The organism is Micromonospora sp. NPDC047756, from assembly GCF_055587245.1.
On the sequence record NZ_JBVJGQ010000002.1, the window covers coordinates 941,654 to 959,031 of the forward strand.

At 71.3% G+C, this 17,378-nt stretch carries 18 protein-coding genes; 9 read left to right on the plus strand and 9 right to left on the minus strand.

Translation table 11 applies throughout. The features are described 5' to 3' along the window. Positions 1-95: 95 nt before the first annotated feature. Complete coding sequence (locus tag ACZ6NZ_RS09225) at positions 96-677, minus strand: MarR family winged helix-turn-helix transcriptional regulator (RefSeq protein WP_465857313.1); 582 nt, start codon at positions 675-677, stop codon at positions 96-98. A gap of 96 nt (positions 678-773) precedes the next feature. On the opposite strand from ACZ6NZ_RS09225, the gene ACZ6NZ_RS09230 reads away from it, so the two are divergent. The 6 genes from ACZ6NZ_RS09230 (at position 774) to urtE (ending at position 7,185) form a co-directional block, all read left to right on the plus strand. Further along, complete coding sequence (locus tag ACZ6NZ_RS09230; protein WP_465857315.1) at positions 774-1,856, plus strand: substrate-binding domain-containing protein; 1,083 nt, start codon at positions 774-776, stop codon at positions 1,854-1,856. 418 nt (positions 1,857-2,274) lie between these two features. Next, the gene (gene urtA, locus ACZ6NZ_RS09235; protein ID WP_366606498.1) at positions 2,275-3,519 is read left to right on the plus strand and encodes an urea ABC transporter substrate-binding protein; all 1,245 of its coding nucleotides are present in this window, start codon (positions 2,275-2,277) and stop codon (positions 3,517-3,519) included. A gap of 75 nt (positions 3,520-3,594) precedes the next feature. Beyond that, a complete protein-coding gene (gene urtB, locus ACZ6NZ_RS09240; protein WP_465857317.1) occupies positions 3,595-4,482 on the plus strand; it encodes an urea ABC transporter permease subunit UrtB in 888 nt (295 codons plus the stop codon). Next, positions 4,479-5,663 carry an urea ABC transporter permease subunit UrtC gene (gene urtC / locus ACZ6NZ_RS09245; protein WP_465857319.1) on the plus strand — a complete coding sequence of 395 codons (1,185 nt, stop codon included), beginning with the start codon at positions 4,479-4,481 and terminating at the stop codon, positions 5,661-5,663. The genes urtB and urtC overlap by 4 nt, the downstream gene beginning before the upstream one ends. Continuing rightward, on the plus strand, positions 5,660-6,493 hold the full coding sequence (gene urtD, locus ACZ6NZ_RS09250) for an urea ABC transporter ATP-binding protein UrtD (RefSeq protein WP_366606502.1): 834 nt from the start codon (positions 5,660-5,662) through the stop codon (positions 6,491-6,493). Before urtC ends, urtD begins: the two co-directional genes overlap by 4 nt. Beyond that, entirely contained in the window at positions 6,493-7,185 is a 693-nt protein-coding gene (gene urtE, locus ACZ6NZ_RS09255) for an urea ABC transporter ATP-binding subunit UrtE (protein ID WP_465857322.1), read from the plus strand. The genes urtD and urtE overlap by 1 nt, the downstream gene beginning before the upstream one ends. 15 nt (positions 7,186-7,200) lie before the next feature. Here the strand turns inward: urtE and ACZ6NZ_RS09260 are convergent, their stop codons facing one another. Then, a complete protein-coding gene (locus ACZ6NZ_RS09260) occupies positions 7,201-8,235 on the minus strand; it encodes a LacI family DNA-binding transcriptional regulator (protein WP_465857324.1) in 1,035 nt (344 codons plus the stop codon). 133 nt (positions 8,236-8,368) lie between these two features. On the opposite strand from ACZ6NZ_RS09260, the gene ACZ6NZ_RS09265 reads away from it, so the two are divergent. Beyond that, positions 8,369-9,316 carry a LamG-like jellyroll fold domain-containing protein gene (locus tag ACZ6NZ_RS09265; protein WP_465857326.1) on the plus strand — a complete coding sequence of 316 codons (948 nt, stop codon included), beginning with the start codon at positions 8,369-8,371 and terminating at the stop codon, positions 9,314-9,316. Between the two features lie 37 nt (positions 9,317-9,353). Further along, positions 9,354-11,456 (plus strand): PQQ-dependent sugar dehydrogenase, encoded by a 2,103-nt coding sequence (locus ACZ6NZ_RS09270; RefSeq protein ID WP_465857328.1) that lies wholly within the window; start codon positions 9,354-9,356, stop codon positions 11,454-11,456. Positions 11,457-11,554: 98 nt separating this feature from the next. On the opposite strand, the gene ACZ6NZ_RS09275 is transcribed toward ACZ6NZ_RS09270, so the two are convergent. The 3 genes from ACZ6NZ_RS09275 to trpB are packed head-to-tail and all read right to left on the minus strand — an operon-like array spanning position 11,555 to position 14,235. Further along, positions 11,555-12,286, minus strand: coding sequence for a GntR family transcriptional regulator (locus ACZ6NZ_RS09275; RefSeq protein ID WP_465857330.1), 732 nt, complete (start codon positions 12,284-12,286; stop codon positions 11,555-11,557). A gap of 57 nt (positions 12,287-12,343) precedes the next feature. After that, the gene (gene trpA / locus ACZ6NZ_RS09280; protein ID WP_465857332.1) at positions 12,344-13,054 is read right to left on the minus strand and encodes a tryptophan synthase subunit alpha; all 711 of its coding nucleotides are present in this window, start codon (positions 13,052-13,054) and stop codon (positions 12,344-12,346) included. A gap of 8 nt (positions 13,055-13,062) precedes the next feature. After that, a complete protein-coding gene (trpB, locus tag ACZ6NZ_RS09285; RefSeq protein ID WP_465857412.1) occupies positions 13,063-14,235 on the minus strand; it encodes a tryptophan synthase subunit beta in 1,173 nt (390 codons plus the stop codon). A gap of 110 nt (positions 14,236-14,345) precedes the next feature. On the opposite strand from trpB, the gene ACZ6NZ_RS09290 reads away from it, so the two are divergent. Next, the gene (locus tag ACZ6NZ_RS09290) at positions 14,346-14,816 is read left to right on the plus strand and encodes a molybdenum cofactor biosysynthesis protein (protein WP_465857334.1); all 471 of its coding nucleotides are present in this window, start codon (positions 14,346-14,348) and stop codon (positions 14,814-14,816) included. Positions 14,817-14,830: 14 nt separating this feature from the next. Here ACZ6NZ_RS09290 and ACZ6NZ_RS09295 read toward each other — a convergent pair whose 3' ends face one another. The 4 genes from ACZ6NZ_RS09295 to ACZ6NZ_RS09310 form a co-directional block, all read right to left on the minus strand. Beyond that, positions 14,831-15,208 (minus strand): nuclear transport factor 2 family protein, encoded by a 378-nt coding sequence (locus tag ACZ6NZ_RS09295; RefSeq protein ID WP_366606517.1) that lies wholly within the window; start codon positions 15,206-15,208, stop codon positions 14,831-14,833. 105 nt (positions 15,209-15,313) lie between these two features. Beyond that, positions 15,314-15,733: an ATP-binding protein gene (locus tag ACZ6NZ_RS09300; RefSeq protein ID WP_366606518.1), complete on the minus strand. Its 420-nt coding sequence runs from the start codon at positions 15,731-15,733 to the stop codon at positions 15,314-15,316. Between the two features lie 289 nt (positions 15,734-16,022). Next, the gene (locus ACZ6NZ_RS09305; protein ID WP_366606520.1) at positions 16,023-16,859 is read right to left on the minus strand and encodes an oxidoreductase; all 837 of its coding nucleotides are present in this window, start codon (positions 16,857-16,859) and stop codon (positions 16,023-16,025) included. A gap of 33 nt (positions 16,860-16,892) precedes the next feature. Next, positions 16,893-17,225 (minus strand): nuclear transport factor 2 family protein, encoded by a 333-nt coding sequence (locus ACZ6NZ_RS09310; RefSeq protein ID WP_366606521.1) that lies wholly within the window; start codon positions 17,223-17,225, stop codon positions 16,893-16,895. Positions 17,226-17,378 lie beyond the last annotated feature (153 nt).

Here is a 17,378-nt window from a genome sequence, read left to right on the forward strand (position 1 = left end):
CGCCGGCGGGAAGCGTGGCGGACCACGGTGCCCTGCCGCGACGGCGTCGCAGGTCATGCCGCGCCGACGCTGGGCTGGCCACGAGGCTCCGGTATTCAGGCTTTCCTGGTCGCTGACCAGCGGTGCGGGCCACCGGCGGCACCGGCGTCGACGCGGTCATCGCGGCGGGCGGCATCGACGCGCTGGTTGGGGTCGAGGCGGCCGATGAGGTGGTCGAGCTGACCCACCAGGTCGGCGGCCGGTGGCAGACCCGGCTGGCCGGTCTCCGCGCCGCCCAGCCCCGCGTCGCCCAGCCCCCCGCGGGCCAGCTCGACGACGCCCAGTTCGGCGACGCTGGCTCGGACCCGCTCGTCCAGGCGGGCGTGCTCGCGGCGGCCCCGGGCGGTCAGGTACGCCCGAATCCGCCGGCGGTCGATCGGGTCGATCCGGCGGAAGACGAGGTTGCGGTCGACGAGTTGGTCGACCAGCTTGGTGAGGGTGCCCGGCGGCAGCGACGCCTCGACGGACACCTCGCTCATCGGGTGACCCTGGCCGTCGGCGAGCAGGCAGAGCACCCTCCACGCCTCGATGCTGATCGCGTCGTCGGCCAGGACGGCGCCCAGCCGGCGGGAGAGCAGCCGTTCGGCGCGGGTGAGCGAGCGCAGCAGGTCGGCTGGCGCCCCGGGCACGTCTGACATGAAACTCCCTGGTCCGGTGGCCCTGTCATGGTAGCGAGTCGTCCCGGTCAGTGGTGAGCACTGGTCTTCCGTCGTGGGCCGGGCAATCATGTGCTCATGTCCGCGCCGGCACCGCCGTGGCTGACCGTCGACCGCGCCGTGGTCAGCATCGCGCTGGTCTATCCGATGCGCGGGCCGGCCGGCATGTTCGGCCCCACCTGTGAGCTCTGCGCGCAGCTCGCGGTCGAGGAGATCAATAGGTGCGGTGGCGTGCTGGGCCGGGAGGTCCGCCTGGTGCCTGTCGACGGTGGCGCACCGCCGGCCGAGGTGGCCGCCGAGGTCGAGGCGTTGGTGTCGGTGGGTGCCGTGCAGGGGGTGACGGGGTGGCACATCTCCTCGGTGCGCCAGGCCTTGGCACCCCGAGTCGCACACCGGGTGCCCTACGTCTACACCGCACTCTACGAGGGCGGCGAGCGCACCGAGGGGGTCTTCCTGACCAGCGAGACGCCCGACGCCCAGTTGTGGCCCGCGATGCGGATGCTCGCCGCGGAGCAGGGGGTGCGCCGCTGGTTCGTGGTGGGCAACGACTACGTGTGGCCGCGCCGCACGTCGCGGGCGGCCCAGCGGTACGCATTGCGCGGCGGTGGGCAGGTGGTGGGCCGGCACTTCCTGCCGTTGGACGCGCACGACTTCACCGAGGTGTTACGCCGCATCGAGCACAGTGACGCGGACGCGGTGTTGATGCTGCTGGTCGGTGCGGACGCGGTGCGGTTCAACCGGGCGTTCGCCCGATCCGGCCTGGATCAGCGTTGTCTGCGGCTGAGCACCCTGATGGACGAGAACATGCTGTTGGCCAGTGGCGCTGGCGCGACTCGAAGGCTCTACAGCACCGCGGGTTTCTTCGCCGGTCTGGTCACCCAGGAAAATCTCGACTTCCACGGTGAGTTCGCACGGCGCTTCGGGGTGGAGGCGCCGCCGTTGGGCAGCCTGGGGGAGTCCTGCTACGAGGGCGTCATGCTGCTCGCCGCGCTGATCGGCCAGGCCCGCACCCTCGACGTACGGGCCATCGAGACGGCCGCCGACACGGTCGCCTACCACGGGCCTCGTGGGCGGTTGCGGCTGCGTCAGCGGCACGTCCGGCAGCGCATCTATCTGGCCGAGGCCGACGGGCTCGACTTCACTGTGCTTGCTCAGCTCTGACCGGGTGTGACGGTCGGCCCATCCGACCCTTGACACGGCCACCCGCTGCCGTCCTAAGATGCTTCCTGCGTGAAGTATCTGGCCACGGGGCCAGATCTCACATTGCGTGCCCACCGTCGGCGGATTGGTCCGTCGACCAATGTGGTGGCATTTATCCTGCGTCTTTCCGAACGGCCGACACCGTTTCCTCCCCAACGGTGTCGGCCGCTTTTCGTGTGCGGCTCGTCGATCTCTCGGAAACAGTCAATTAAGGACTGGGAAACACGCGCGCAATCATGCCGGTCAACGCTTTCCCTGCCCATATTCGAGCCGGTTCCCTGCGCGGCGTCCACCCGTCGACCTCGGCACCGCCCACGTCAGCTCCATCGGACCGCACCGACCGTCCTTTCGCCACTTGAGTGCACCGCAGGGAGAGTAGATGTCATTATTCCGGGGCCGCCGCATCCTGGCGGGTGCCATGACCCTGGTCGCCGCGGCCGCGATGACCGCGTGCGGCAGCAAGACCACCGACTCCGGTGGCGCGACCGGCGTCACCGCCGACGTCTCCGGCGACACCGTCAAGGTGGGCCTGCTCAACTCGCTCTCCGGGACCATGGCGATCAGCGAGGTGACCGTCCGCGACTCCATCATGCTCGCCATCGACGAGATCAACGCGGCCGGCGGTGTCCTCGGCAAGAAGATCCAGCCGGTCGGTGAGGATGGCGCCTCGGACTGGCCCACCTTCGCGGAGAAGGCCGAGAAGCTCATCTCCGAGGACCGGGTTGCGGCTGTCTTCGGCTGTTGGACGTCGGCCAGCCGCAAGGCGGTCAAGCCGGTGTTCGAGAAGAACAAGGCGTTGCTGTTCTACCCGGTGCAGTACGAGGGACTCGAGCAGTCGCCCTACATCTTCTACACCGGAGCGACGACCAACCAGCAGATCGTTCCCGGGCTGGACTATCTCAAGTCGCAGGGGGCGAAGTCGGTCTATCTGGTCGGTAGCGACTACGTGTTTCCTCGGACCGCCAACAAAATCATCAAGGCGTACGCGGCCGCGAACGGGATGACCGTGCTGGGTGAGGATTACGCGCCACTGGGCTCCACCGAGTTCGGCACCATCGTGAACAAGGTCAAATCGTCCGGCGCGGACGCGGTGTTCAACACGCTCAACGGTGACAGCAACGTGGCCTTCTTCAAGGAGTACAAGTCGGCGGGTCTGACCGCCGCCGCGATGCCCGTGGTGTCGGTGTCGATCGCCGAGGAAGAGGTCAAGGGCATCGGCACCCAGTACCTGGAGGGCCAGCTGACGGCCTGGAACTACTACCAGACCACCCCGGGCGCGGCGAACTCGAAGTTCGTGGCCGCGTACAAGGCGAAGTTCGGCGCGGACAAGCCGACCAGCGACCCGATGGAAGCCGCGTACGTCGGCGTGCACCTGTGGAAGGCGATGGTCGAGAAGGCCGGCGCCTTCGACGTGGAGAAGGTCCGCTCCGCCTCGGACGGGATCACCTTCGACGCGCCGGAGGGTCTGGTCACCGTCGACGGCAAGACCCAGCACATCGCGAAGACCGCCCGGATCGGCAAGATCGGCGCGGACGGCCTGATCACCGAGGTGTGGAACTCCGGCAAGCCGGTCGCGCCGGACCCGTACCTCAAGACCTACCCGTGGGCGAGCGGCCTGAGCTGACGACGCCGGCCCGGGCGGAACGCGTTGCCGCGCGCTCCGCCCGGGCCACCCGACCAGCAGTTCGGAGTACCCACCGTGACAGTCCTCTTCGGTCAACTCTTCACCGGCATCAGCATCGGCGCGGTGCTGCTGCTCATCGCGCTCGGCCTCGCGCTGACCTTCGGCCAGATGAACGTGATCAACATGGCGCACGGTGAGTTCATCATGGCCGGCGCGTACACCACCTATGTTCTGCAACAGAGCATCACCGGCGCCGGCCTGTCACTGGCGGTCGCGCTGCCGGTGGCGTTCGTGGTCGCCGGCAGCATGGGTGTCCTGCTGGAGGTGCTGCTCATCCGCCGGCTCTACGCCCGCCCACTGGACACCCTGCTGGTCACCTGGGGTGTGTCACTGATCCTGCAACAACTGGCCCGGGACATCTTCGGCAGCCCGAACGTGCAGACCCGCGCGCCGGAGCTGCTCACCGGCAACGTGGCGCTGCCCGGCGGGCTGACCATCGCCAACAACCGGCTGTTCATCCTGGCCCTGGCTCTGGCGGCCGTCGCGGCGCTCACCCTGGCGCTGCGACTCACCCCGCTCGGACGTCGTATTCGCGCGGTGGTGCAGAACCGCGACCTTGCCGCCGTCTCCGGCGTCGCCACCTCCCGGGTCGACCGGACGACCTTCTTCCTCGGCTCCGGCCTGGCCGGGCTCGCCGGGGTGGCCCTCACCCTGCTCGGCCCGATCGGCCCCACCATGGGCACCAATCTGATCATCGACGCCTTCCTGGTCGTCGTGGTGGGTGGGATCGGCCAGCTCAAGGGCAGTGTGATCGTCGCCTTCGCCCTCGGCGTGCTCCAGGCCACCGGGGAATACCTGACCACCCTCAGCGTCGCCAAGGTGATCGTGTTCGTGGCGATCGTCGCGTTCCTCCAGTGGCGGCCACAGGGCCTGTTCACCCTGCGGACCAGGAGCCTCGCATGACCGCCGTCACCCCCGCGCCGCCCAGCACCGCCGTCCGCCCGGCGCCCGCCGGGGCCGTACCGCCGAACCGTCCCGGGCGCTCCCGGCTACGGACCCTGGCCGGCTTCGCCTTCGGCGCGGCGCTGCTGTTCGCCGTCGCCCCGCTGGTGTTGTCGGACTTCCGGCTGGCCCTGCTGTCCAAATACCTCTGCGTCGCCATGGTCGCGGTCGGCATCGGGATCGCCTGGGGCCGGGGCGGGATGCTCACCCTGGGCCAGGGCGTCTTCTTCGGTCTCGGCGGCTACGCGATGGCCATGCACCTCAAGCTCGCCGACGCGGGCCCGGGTGGGATGCCCGACTTCATGCAGCTGTACGGGCAACTCGACGAGCTGCCGCTGTGGTGGCGGCCGTTCGCCAGCCCGTGGTTCGCGTTGCCCGCCACGGTGCTGCTGCCGATGGCTGTCGCCTTCGGGCTCGGCTCGCTGGTCTTTCGCCGCCGGGTCCGCGGCGCGTACTTCGCCATCCTCAGCCAGGCGCTCGCCGCCGCCATGGTGATCCTGCTGATCGGCCAGCAGGGCACCACGGGTGGCACCAACGGGCTCACCGACATCAAGGGCTTCTTCGGGTACGACCTGGACGACCCGGTCAACCAGCGGATGGTGTACTTCATCATCGCCGGCACGCTGCTGGCGCTGCTCGCGCTGACCCGTCAGCTCATCCACAGCCGTTACGGCGAACTGTTGGTGGCGGTGCGCGACGGCGAGGAACGGGTCCGCTTCCTGGGCTACGACCCGGCGTCGGTCAAGCTCGTGGCGTACGTGGTGGCGGCGGGCATGGCCGGGCTGGCCGGCGCGCTGTTCGTGCCGGCGGTGGGCATCATCTCGCCCGCGCTGATCGGCATCGTCCCGTCGATCGAATTCGTCATCGGCGTCGCGGTGGGCGGCCGGGCGACACTGCTCGGGCCGGTGCTCGGCGCGGTGGCGGTGGCCTGGGCGCGTACCGCCCTCTCCGAGCGTTTCCCGGGCACCTGGACGTACCTTCAGGGGTTGCTCTTCGTGGTCGTGGTGGCGTTCCTTCCCGGCGGACTGGCGTCGCTGTGGGCGTTGGCCCGCCGCCGCGACGTCGCCGCGCGGCCGCAGCGGCGCGGCTGGCTGTCACTGGGTCGACGACGCGCCGAACGGACGGAGGTGCCGGCGGCATGAGCGAACGCACCGAGCGAAGCGAGGGCCGTGAGCGCATGCCCAGCCAGCACGGCATGAGCGGCGAGCGCTTGGACGGGTTGTCCGTCCGTGACGTACGGGTCAGCTTCGACGGTTTCACCGCCGTGGACGGCGTCTCGTTGGAGGTGCCCGCCGGCGACATCCGGTTCCTGATCGGGCCGAACGGCGCCGGCAAGACCACCCTGGTCGACGCGATCACCGGTCTGGTCAGGGCCAGCGGCTCGGTCCGCTTCGGTGAGCAGGAACTGCTCGGCCGGCCGGTGCACCGGATCAGCCGGCTCGGCATCGGGCGGACCTTCCAGACCTCGACGGTGTTCGAGGAGCTGTCGGTGTTGCAGAACCTCGACATCGCGGCGGGCGCGCGGCGCAGCTGGGCGACCCTGGCCCGCCGCCGACGAGGCGTGCCGGACGAGATCGCCGCCGCGCTGGAGACGATCGGTCTGGCCGAGCGGGCCGCGGACCTCGCCGGGACGCTCGCGCACGGCCAGAAGCAGTGGCTGGAGATCGGCATGCTGCTGGTGCAGGACGCGCGGCTGTTGCTGCTCGACGAGCCGGTCGCCGGGATGAGCCATGAGGAACGCGACGCCACCGGGGCCCTGTTGGAGACGGTGAGCCGGGATCGCACTGTCGTCGTGATCGAGCACGACATGGACTTCCTGCGTCGGTTCGCGCGCAGCGTCACAGTGCTGCACGCCGGACGGGTGCTCAGCGAGGGCACGGTCGCGCAGGTCCAGGCGGACCCGCGCGTGCAGGAGGTCTACCTTGGCCACCCGGTCGACGCCGGGTCGGCCCGCACCGGCCGGGAGGCATGATGCTGACGCTGCGTGGGGTGCACGCCGGGTACGGGCGGTCCCGGGTGCTGCACGGGGTCGACCTGGCCGTCCCGCCCGACGGGGTGGCCTCCGTGCTCGGGCACAACGGTGCCGGCAAGAGCACCCTGCTGCGGGTCGCGGCGGGGCTGCTACGCCCGAGTGCCGGCACCGTGGAGTTGGACGGCGAGGACGTCACCCGCGCCGGGCCGCACGAGCGGGTGGCGCGGGGGATGGCGTACGTGCCGCAGGGTCAGCAGTGCTTTCCGCACCTGACCGCTGCGGAGAACCTGCGGCTGGTCGCCGACGGCCGGCGCGACGGGGCGGTGGCCACGGCGGAGGTGCTGGATCTGTTCCCGGCGTTGCGCCCGCTGCTGCGGCGGCGGGCCGGGCTGCTCTCCGGCGGTCAGCGTCAGCAGTTGGCCATCGCCCGCGCCCTGATCACCCGGCCGCGGCTGCTGATGCTCGACGAGCCGACCGAGGGCATCCAGCCGTCGGTGGTCGCGGAGATCCAGGAGCGGATCGTCGAGTTGACCCGGCAGTCCGGGTTCAGTGTGCTCCTCGTCGAGCAGCATCTGGGTTTCGCCCTGCGGGTGGCGGACCGCTACCACGTGCTGGAGTCCGGTCGGGTCACCTCGTCCGGCGACGGGGGTGTCGCGGCGGAGCGGGACGTCCGGGCGGCATTGGCCGTCTGATCGGGGTGTCGTCGGTCAGCTTTCCGGCGCGGGCCCGGTCGAGTCGCGGACGACCAGCAGGTGCCCGGTGGGGCGGCGGCGCGGGCGCGTGGTGCGCGGCTTGAGCGCGAGGGTGAGTGCCGTGCGACCCATCTCGGTCAGCGGCAGGCGGATGGTGGTCAGGCTGGGCGCCAGGTCGGCCGCCACGGAGACGTCGTCGAAGCCGACCACGGACATCCGCGCGGGCACCGGCACGCGGCGGGACCGCAGCGTCGACAGCACACCCATGGCCATCGCGTCGTTGAGCGCGATGATCGCCGTCGTCTCGGGATGCTCGTTGAGGATCTGCTCGGCGGCGGCGCGCCCCCCGCCGCGGGTGAAGTCGCTGTGCACGACGGCGAGGTCGGCGGGGGAGCGCCCGCGCTGCCGCAGGGCCGACGACACACCGGCCAGCCGGTCGGCGACCGTGGTGAGGCCGGCGCTGCCCGCGGCGACGGCGATCCGCCGGTGACCGAGATCCATCAGGTGCTGGGCGAGGGCGTGACCGCCGGCCTCGTTGTCCGGTAGGACGGCGTCGACGCCGAGCGCGTGGCGTCCGATGGCAGCGGCCCGTCCGCCGTGGTCCTGGAACGCGGCCAACTCGGCCCGTGCCGCGCTCTCCATCCGGGGGTCGTCGTAGCCGGAACCACTGATCAGGACGATGCCGACCCGCTGGGCGATCAGGTGGCGCAGCTGTTGCAGCTCGTAGCCGGGGTCGCGGCCGGACTGGCAGATCTGCACCAGCAACCCCTGCTCGGCGGCGAGTTGGATGACCCCGGCGGCGATCTCGGAGAAGTACGGGTCGTCGATCTGGTGGACGATCAACCCGACCGTGGAGGTGGCCCCGCTGGCCAGGGTACGGGCGTACGGGTTGGCGACATAGCCGAGCTCACCGGCGATCTGCCGGATCCGGTCGGCGACCTCGGCGCTGACCCCGTCGCGGCCGGCGAGCGCTCGGGAGGCCGTCGCCAGCGAGACGGCGGCGTGTTCGGCGACGTCCACGAGGCGCGGCCGTTGGCTGGCCCTGGGCATCGGCAACCCTCCGGAGACATCCATGTCACCCGATCTGTTGCGAGCGACACCGATCGAAGCCTAGGGTACGTAAGCGCTTTCGTAAGCGCTTACGTGACCGGCATCCGTCATGCCGCGAAACGAGGTGACAGCCATGTCCAGGGCTCGACGAGCGGCCGTCTCCCTCCTGGCGATCGGCGCACTGACCGGCGCCGGCGCGCCACCGGCGCAGGCCGATCGCGGCATCCCGTCCGCCGTCCACCCGGCGCTGCGCGCGCACCTGGTCGCCGCGTACGACTTCGACCACCCGGTGCCCGGCGACCCCGCACTCGAACGCGACCAGGGGCGGTCCGGCACCGAGATCGAGCTGATCAACGGCGGTGCCGCCATGCGGGTGCCGGAGGGCGCCTACCGGGGCAGCCGCAACGCGGTGCAGACCCGGCAGGTCGACCCCGCCGTCGCCGGCAACGACGACTGGAAGGCCGGCACCTGGTCGGCCAGCGGGGTGCGGACACTGCGTGCCTTCAGCGCCACCGCCGGCACCACGGTCATGGGCTGGTTCAAGCTGAACATGGACCGCCCGCTACCCAACTCCACCACCGCCGACCCGGACGACAGGTACAACGCGATCGGGCTGGCCGGAGTGCTGACCGGAGACTCCGACGGCCACGGCGTCCGCGCGCTGCTGGAGCTGATCGACGTCGACGGGGAGTTGCGTCTCGTCGCGCTCGGCCGGCGGCTCGACGGCGGCAACTCACAGACCTTCGCCGCCAGCCGGGACTGGCGTGAGCTGCTGCCGATGGGGGAGTGGGTGCACCTGGCCGCCACCTTCGACTTCGCGACCGGCGCGCTCGCCCTCTACCGCAACGGTGAACCGGTGGACGGCTTCTACACCCGTGCCGACGACCCGTGGCTGGTCTCCGGGCCGGGCCCGCACGTGACCACGGCGTCCGACCCCCGGGGCATCAAGATCGGCGGCAGCTTCCCCCAGGACAACCTGGAACGCAACCCGTGCGACTGCCGGATGGACGGCCTGATGTTCCTCGACAGTGTGGTCTCCGCGAACGACGTGCGGAGGCAGTACCGCCACCTTGCCCGCTGACCACCCTCGGCACCGTCCCACCGAGAAGGAGACACGCGTGCGCACCCTGCACCGCCGCGCCGGCGCCGTCCGCCGGCCCACACTGAGGGCTGGCCTCACCGCCCTCGTGCTGATCCTGTCCACACTGGTCGCCACCCCCGCGCGAGCCGCCGACGCGGTCGACGACCCGATCCCCGACATGCCGGTCCAGTCCCGACTCGGGCTGGTCCTCAGCGAGTACGCCAGCTTCCCGCAGTCGTACCCGACTCCGGCGCCGACCGACGCGCGGCTCATGCGTACCGCGCGGATCAACACCATCATGGAGGTGCCCGACGGTTCCGGCCGGCGGGCGGTGCCCGACCTCAACGGGCGCCTCTACCTGGTCGAGGGCGGCGTGCCGCACGTGTACCTGGACGTGGCCGCGACGTTCGCGCCGCGGTTCTTCTCCGGTCGTGGGCTCGGCCAGGGCTTCGGGTACGTCGCGTTCCACCCGGAGTTCGGGGTGAACGGCCGGTTCTACACCATCCACACCGAGTTGGCGTTGACGACGACCACCATCCCGGACTACGCCCAACCCAACACGCTCTTCCACGGTGTCATCACCGAGTGGACGGCGACGGATCCGGCCGCTGCCACCTTCGCCGGTACGCACCGGGAGGTGCTGCGCATCGGCTTCGGCGGCCAGGTGCACGGCATCCAGGAGATCAACTTCAACCCCACGGCCAAGCGCCACGACCGCGACTACGGGCTGCTGTACCTGGCTGTCGGCGACGGTGGCCAGGGTGCCCGCAACACCGATCCGCAGAACCTGGCCCTGCCGCACGGCAAGCTGCTCCGGATCGACCCCCAGGGCACCAACTCCGCGAACGGGCGCTACGGCATCCCGGCCGGGAACCCGTTCGTCGGCCGGGCCGGCGCGCTCGGCGAGCTCTACGCGGTGGGTTTCCGGGACCCGCACCGGTTCAGCTGGGACCGGGCGACCGGCCGGATGTACCTCGGGCACATCGGCGAACACGCCGTCGAGGCGATCTACGAAGTCCGTGCCGGGGACAACTTTGGTTGGAGCGAGCGCGAAGGCTCCTTCGTCTTCGACAAGGCGGCCCCGAACCCCTGCGACCGGCTGCTACCGCTGCCCGCCGACGACGACAGCTACGGCTACACCTACCCGGTCGCCGCGTACGACCACGACCCCGCCGCCGGTTGGAACTGCACCGACGACGTCGGTGTCGCGGTGGCCGGCGGCTTCGTCTACCGGGGGCGGGCGCTGCCAGCGCTGCGCGGCAAGTACGTCTTCGGCGACCTGGTCGACGGTCGGGTGCTCTACACCGAGGCCAACGAGATGCGCCGGGGCCGGGAACTGGCCAGGATCCACCAGCTCGCGCTCTTCGACGAGGCGGGCACCCCGGTCCGGATGCGCGACCTGTCCGCACCGGGCGCGCCCGGTGACCCCAACCGGGTGGACCTGCGCTTCGGCACCGACGCCGCCGGTGAGCTCTACGTCGTCGCGAAGGCCAACGGAAAGGTCTGGAAGGTGACCGGCACCCGGGAGTTCGCCAGCGGTGACGTCGGGGAGGTCACCCTCCGCCGTACCACCGGAGCCGCGAACTGGGCACCGGTGACACCGGCGAAGTGGCAGTTCACCCACGACCAGGTCATCCTGGCCGAGGCCGGGGAGAGCCGGCCGGGCCCGCGCCGGCCCTTCGAGTACGCCGTGCTGACCAACGGACCGGCGTGGTCGTCGGTGCGGGTCGATGCCCAGGTACGACTCGACACCCCGGTGGAGGTCACCAACCGGGACGTGATCATCGTCTTCGGCTGGCGCTCGGACACCGAGTTCTACTACGCCCACCTCTCGACCGACAACACGATCTATCCGCACAACGGCATCTTCAAGGTGGACAACGCCGACCGGGAGCGCATCGACCACCAGTGGAACGGCCGCTCGCGCGGCGCCAACCCGGCGATCACCGACGCCAGGTGGCACCGCGTGCGGGTGGTGCACCTGCCGGCGACCGGCGAGATCGCCGTCTACGTCGACGGGCACCGGGACCCGCTGCTGACCGCGAAGGACACCACGTTCGGCTCGGGGCGGGTCGGCTTCGGCTCGTTCGACAACGTGGGCCGACTGCGCAACCTGACCGTCACCGGCGCGCCGGCCTGAACCGGGTCACGGTGGGGGCGGTGACGACTCACGTCGCCGTCCCCACCGGGCAACCGTCGCGCCGTGCGAGATCAACAGCGAGGAGCGCGCCGGGCCGGCTAGACAGCTCCGTAGTGGAGGGACAACCCGGTGGCGGCCCGGTCGGCGGTGATCTGCATCATGCTGCCCAGCATCGTGGCCCGATCGGTCACCAGGGCCGTCCCGTCGGGCGCGTACGTGATCCGGTCACTGATCAGCACCGGTGCTCCCTCGGCCTCGTCCAGATGCCGGGCCACGTCCGCGTTCAGCACCTCCGGTCGGATCGTCTCGGCCGCCCGGGCCACCACCACCCCCAGGTCGGCCAGGGCCGCGTACAACGAGGTGTCGGTGAAGTCCACGTCGTGCAACCGGGTCGCGTGCGGCTCGCGTACCCAGGAGATCTGATGAATGGCGCGGCGGCCGGCGAACGCGCGGACCCGCTCCAGGCGCAGGCCCGTCTCGGCCTCGCGGACCCGCAGCCGGGCCGCGACGCGCGAGGGCACGCGGCGCTGCGCGCGGGAGATCACCGTCGTGTGGACCTCGTGGCCCTGCTCGCGCAGGTCGTCGCCGAAGCTCCGCAACGATCCGAGCTGGTACGCGGCATGAGCAGGTGCGACATAGGTGCCCTTGCCCGGCCGCTGGACGATCAGGCCCTCGGCGCTCAGTTCGCGCAGGGCCTGCCGCAGCGTCATCAGAGTGACCCCGTACGCCGTGCTCAGCTCGCGCTGCGCGGGCAACGCCTCACCCGGCACGTAACGACCGTCGCGGATCTTGGCGGCGAGGTCGGCGGCGATGGCCCGGTAGCGTGCCACTGTTCTGTCTCCCGATGCGTCGACTGTCCGCTCCCCGTCATCGACGGCCACCGCCGATCATCGCACGGTAGCCATCTGGGACACCGCGGCCCGCAGCGACGCCACGAAGACGCCGACCTCGGTCGGACCCACCCCGTCGAGGATGCGCCGCATGACGGCCGCGCCGACGATGACTCCGTCGGCGACCGCCGCCGCCTCGCCCGCCTGTTGCGGGGTGGAGATGCCGAAGCCCAGCAGGACGGGTAGGTCCGTGACCTGCTTGAGCCGGGCGGCCAGAGTGACGGCCGACGGGGCGAGCCGGTCACGTTCGCCGGTCGTGCCCATGATCGAGATGGCGTACACGAAACCCTGACTGCGTCGGCCGATCTCGGCGAGCCGGTCGTCCGGCGTGGCGGGGGAGGCGAGCAGGCTCACCTGGACACCCGGCACGTCCAGCCCGGCCACCTCGTCGAGGGGCAGGTCGGGCACGATCAGCCCGGTCACCCCGGCTGCCGTCAGCGCGTCGCCGAACCCGGGCCGTAGCGCGATGTTGGCGTACGTGCTGGCGACGAGGGGGATGCCTGGCCGCGCTGTGGCGAGGTCTTCCAGGACCGAGGCGGGCGTCGTGCCTCGGGCGAGCGCCGCGTCCGAGGCCTCCTGAATGGTGCGGCCGTCGACTGTCGGGTCGGAGAACGGGAGCCCGACCTCGACCATGTCGGCTCCGGCGTCCTCGAAGGCGCTCAGGTACGCCGTCCAGCCGGGCACGATCCCGCCCGTGATGTAGGGCATCAGTAGCTTCATGCGAGCCCCGCTTCCGCGATCAGGGTGGTGATGTCCTTGTCGCCGCGCCCCGAGAGGGTGACCAGCACTGTCGATCCTCGGGGCAGCTCCGGCGTGCCGGCGGCGCGGACGACCCAGGCGAGCGCGTGGGCCGACTCGATGGCGGGCAGCACGCCCTCCGACCGCGCGAGCCGGACCGCGGCCGCGACCGCCTCCCCGTCGGAGACGGTGACGTACCGGGCGCGCCCCAGATCGCGCAGGTACGCGTGCTCGGGGCCGACGCCGGGGTAGTCCAGCCCGGCGGCGATCGAGTGCGCCTCCTTGATCTGCCCGTGGTCGTCCTGGAGGAACAGCGACTGGAACCCGTGCAGGACGCCGACCTCCCCGTTCGCCGCGCCGGAGCCGCCCTCGGCTTCCACCCCGACGAGCTTCGCCGAGGTCTCGACGAACCCGGCGAACGTTCCCGCCGCGTTGCTGCCCCCGCCGACGCAGGCGACCACGTAGTCGGGGGTGGCGGCGGGCAGCTCGGCCGCGCACTGCCGCCGGGCCTCGTCACCGATGACGCGCTGGAACTCGCGGACCATCATCGGATAGGGGTGCGGACCGATGACGGAGCCCACGCAGTAGTACGCCTCGTCGACGTCCGTCACCCAGTGGCGCATGGCCTCGCTGGTGGCGTCCTTCAGCGTCCGACTGCCGGTGGTCACCGGAACGACCTCCGCGCCCAGCAGCCGCATGCGGAAGACGTTGTGCGCCTGGCGTTCCACGTCGCGTTCGCCCATGAACACCGTCACCGGTAAGCCCAGCAGAGCGCCGGCGGTCGCCGTCGCGACGCCGTGCATGCCCGCCCCGGTCTCGGCGATCAGACGCGTACGCCCCATGCGTCGGGCCAGCAACGCCTGCCCGAGCACATTGTTGATCTTGTGTGATCCGGTGTGCGTCAGATCCTCCCGCTTGAGCAGCACCGTCACGCCGAGTTCGGTCGACAGTCGCACGGCCGGCGTCAGCGGTGTCGGGCGTCCCACGTGGGCCGACAGCAGTGCGGCGAGACTGCCGCGGAACCCGGGGTCGGCCCACGCCTGCGAGAAGGCCTCGGCGACCGCCTCGCAGGCGGGGATCAGAGACTCCGGCACGTACCGCCCGCCGTACCTCCCGTATCGCCCCGGAGCCGCTGCCGCCCGTACTGTTATAGAACTCATGCAACAGTTATAGAACAGCGGGAGTCGTCTGGCAAGGGAGGCGGCACGGCGCATCCCTCGACCTGCCCCGGCGGCCCGGTCCGGTTCGTAGAATTCCTGCCATGCCGGAGATCGTCGAGTTGCTGGCCTCGCCCGTGCACCGCTTCCTGGGCCGGCCCGCCGACGGCCCTGCCCCGGCCCCGCCCGGTGAGCTGGTCGACGCCGTCCGGATCCGGGCCGGTCTCGGTATCGTCGGCGACCGCTACTTCGGTCAGCAGGCACACCGCGACGCCAGCGTCACGGTCATCGCCCAGGAGTCGCTGCCGGTCGGCATCGGCCTGGCCGAGGTGCGGCGCAACATCCTCACCACCGGGATCGCCGTGGACGAGCTGATCGGCAGGGTGCTGGTGCTGGACTCCGGCGACGGCCCGGTCAGCCTGCGGGTCAACCGGGCGGCCCGACCGTGTGCCTGGATGGACGTCACGGTCGGACCGGGGGCGTGGAAGGCGCTGCGCACCACCGGCGGCATCCGCTGCACACCCCTCACCGACGGCACCCTGCGCGTCGGCGCGATCGAGGCCGTCGTGACCTGAGGACGGCAGCCGGGTCAGACCGGGCTGATATGTGCGGCCAGCACCCGCCAGCCGTGCGGGTCGTCGTGGACCCACGTCCGGGTGTACCGCAGCCGCGCGGCGAACGGCGCTCCCTCGAATTCGCCGGACACCCGGCCCAGGAAGAACGTCACCCCCGTCGATCCGACCACGAGCAGGTCCAGCTCCTCCTCCACCAACTCCTCGACGACCGAGCGGCGGTCCCGGTGAGCGGTCAGGTCATCCTGCTTGCTGTGGGTACGCCCGTCCGGGCCGACGGCGATCAGCTGGTCGATCAGCAGCTGATCGAGGGCGGCGACGTCCCCGGCCCGTTGGGCGGCCTGCAGGGTGCGCTCGGCGTCGAGCAGCTCAGCCTCGCGTGCGCTGTCCGGCATCGGGGCGTCCTCCCGTTCGGGTCCGACCCGGTGCCACTGTCGGCCCGGGTTGTCCGCATTGTGGCAGCCAACCTGGCTCAGGTGGGTGGGGATCGCCGCCGAGGTTCACAGACTCAGGCGAATCCGTACGACGGTCTCCCCGGGACTGGTGAGCACGGCGACCTCGTCACAGATCTGCTCCACGATCGCCAGCCCGCGACCTCGTACCGAGTCGGTGGCCGGCATGCTTCGGCCGAGCGCCCGCGTCGGCCCGTGGTCGACGACGTCGCAGATCAGCTGACCCGGCTCGGCCCAGAGTCGCACCCAGCCACCGCCGGTGGTGTGCTGCAACGTGTTGGTGGCCAACTCGCTGACGGCCAGCGTCAACAGCTCCGTCCCCTCGTCCGACAGGCCACGGGCCAGCGCCCCGGCGCTGACGAACGCGCGCAGCGCCCGTATGTCCGTCGCGACCTGGTACGCCATGGTGTCCGCGGCGTGGGTGGGGACACTCTGCTCGGCCACGGTCTCCCGTCGCTCGCCCGGCATCAGCCCGCCCGATGCGGCTGCCCGGCCAGCGGCACCGCGTTCCGCGCGGATGTCGTGGGCGTGCGAGCCGCAGAGTGCGTCATCGGGCTGCCGGGACCCTTCTCGTAGCTGTTGTCGCCACATCATGTCACCCGCCGCCCTCCTGGCTGTCTCGTCCGTTCGGCGGTTGATCACGTGCGGGGCGGCCTGACCGGCCTCGCCGGTCCGGCCGCTGGCGATGCCCTTCGGCGATGAGCCGGCGGCACCGAGATGAGCCCGGCGGCCTGGCCGCTCTGGCAGCGCGGTCGAGTCAGGGCGTTGCGTCGAAGGCGATCGATTCGCTCAACTCCCGCCACCGCGCGTCCGACGCCGCGAGGGCCTCGGCGGCCGCGTGGGCGGCGGCCACGGCGTCGGCGCCGAGCAGCAACCGCAGCGGCGGGTCGTCGACCCGGGTGATCCGGATGATCGCCTGGGCGGCGCGGGCCGGGTCGCCCGGCTGGGCGCCGTTGGCCTGGCGCAGCCGCTGCACGGCCGGGTCGATGACCGGCCGGTACGGTTCGCTGATCGACAGGGCGCTCATCGACGAGCCGGCCCAGTCGGTGCGCAGCCCGCCCGGCTCGACGCTGGTGATGCGGATCCCGAATGCCTCGACCTCTCTGGCGAGCACCCCGGAGAAGCCGCTGACCGCCCACTTGGCGGACTGGTACGCGCCCAGACCCGTGCTCGCGACCCGGCTGCCGACACTGGAGATCTGCACGATGTGCCCGCGTCCCTGCTCGCGCATCACGGGCAGGGCGGCCCGGGACAGGTTGACCACGCCGAAGAAGTTCGCCTCGACCTGCGCCCGGAAGTCGTCCTCCGACATGTCCTCGATCGCGGCGACGTCGGCGTACCCGGCGTTGTTGACCAGGATGTCCAGTTGCCCGAACGTGTCCACCGCGGTGCGGACGGCGGCACGGGCGGCGGCGGGGTCGTTGACGTCGAGGGCCACCGCGCGGACCTGGTCACCGTGCCGGTCGACCAGGTCCGCGAGCTGTGCCGGGTTGCGGGCGGTCGCCACCAGGTGGTCGCCGTCGGCCAGGACGGCCTCGGCGAGGGCGCGGCCGAGACCGCGTGAACAGCCGGTGATGAGCCAGACTCGGGGCACGGTGTTCCTCTCGTGTCGGTGGACCGTTCGCCGTCAGGGGCGGATGTCCAGGGCGCCGATCAGCCCGTCGCGCAGCGTGAACCGGTACCGCAACTCGACCGGGCTGCCGGGAAAGTCACCGGACACCCGGGTGAGAGCCAGGTATGAGTCGCCCGCCTGGGCGTCGACCCGGACCGGCTCGGCGGTGTACGCGTAGGCGTCCATCGTCTTCTGGCGCCAGGCGCGGATCGAGGCCCGTCCGTCGTACAGTCGGTCCTCGTCGGCGACGCTCGCGGTGTCCGCGAAGCAGGCGACGAAGGCGTCCAGGTCCCGGTCGTTGACGGCCCGGAAGTACCGGTCGATCACGTCGGGCAGGTCGAGGGCCATCTGCTCCTCCTGCGGCACGGGCCGCCGTCGGGCAGCCGTCGGGTTCCCGGTCCGACCTCACCGTACGAGAAGCCGACGTCACCGCGCGCAGCAACCAGCAGAACCATCCCCGCCGCGGCTGCCGGGTTTGCTGCCCGTGGGCCCGGGTAGCCA

What these genes read in the sequence shown, in the direction of transcription:
- ACZ6NZ_RS09225 (WP_465857313.1), bottom strand. Translation starts at nt 677, where the DNA reads ATGTCAGACGTGCCCGGGGCGCCAGCCGACCTGCTGCGCTCGCTCACC.
- ACZ6NZ_RS09230 (WP_465857315.1), top strand. Translation starts at nt 774, where the DNA reads ATGTCCGCGCCGGCACCGCCGTGGCTGACCGTCGACCGCGCCGTGGTC.
- urtA (WP_366606498.1), top strand. Translation starts at nt 2,275, where the DNA reads ATGTCATTATTCCGGGGCCGCCGCATCCTGGCGGGTGCCATGACCCTG.
- urtC (WP_465857319.1), top strand. Translation starts at nt 4,479, where the DNA reads ATGACCGCCGTCACCCCCGCGCCGCCCAGCACCGCCGTCCGCCCGGCG.
- urtD (WP_366606502.1), top strand. Translation starts at nt 5,660, where the DNA reads ATGAGCGAACGCACCGAGCGAAGCGAGGGCCGTGAGCGCATGCCCAGC.
- urtE (WP_465857322.1), top strand. Translation starts at nt 6,493, where the DNA reads ATGCTGACGCTGCGTGGGGTGCACGCCGGGTACGGGCGGTCCCGGGTG.
- ACZ6NZ_RS09260 (WP_465857324.1), bottom strand. Translation starts at nt 8,235, where the DNA reads ATGCCCAGGGCCAGCCAACGGCCGCGCCTCGTGGACGTCGCCGAACAC.
- ACZ6NZ_RS09265 (WP_465857326.1), top strand. Translation starts at nt 8,369, where the DNA reads ATGTCCAGGGCTCGACGAGCGGCCGTCTCCCTCCTGGCGATCGGCGCA.
- trpA (WP_465857332.1), bottom strand. Translation starts at nt 13,054, where the DNA reads ATGCCCTACATCACGGGCGGGATCGTGCCCGGCTGGACGGCGTACCTG.
- ACZ6NZ_RS09290 (WP_465857334.1), top strand. Translation starts at nt 14,346, where the DNA reads ATGCCGGAGATCGTCGAGTTGCTGGCCTCGCCCGTGCACCGCTTCCTG.
- ACZ6NZ_RS09295 (WP_366606517.1), bottom strand. Translation starts at nt 15,208, where the DNA reads ATGCCGGACAGCGCACGCGAGGCTGAGCTGCTCGACGCCGAGCGCACC.
- ACZ6NZ_RS09300 (WP_366606518.1), bottom strand. Translation starts at nt 15,733, where the DNA reads ATGCCGGGCGAGCGACGGGAGACCGTGGCCGAGCAGAGTGTCCCCACC.
- ACZ6NZ_RS09310 (WP_366606521.1), bottom strand. Translation starts at nt 17,225, where the DNA reads ATGGCCCTCGACCTGCCCGACGTGATCGACCGGTACTTCCGGGCCGTC.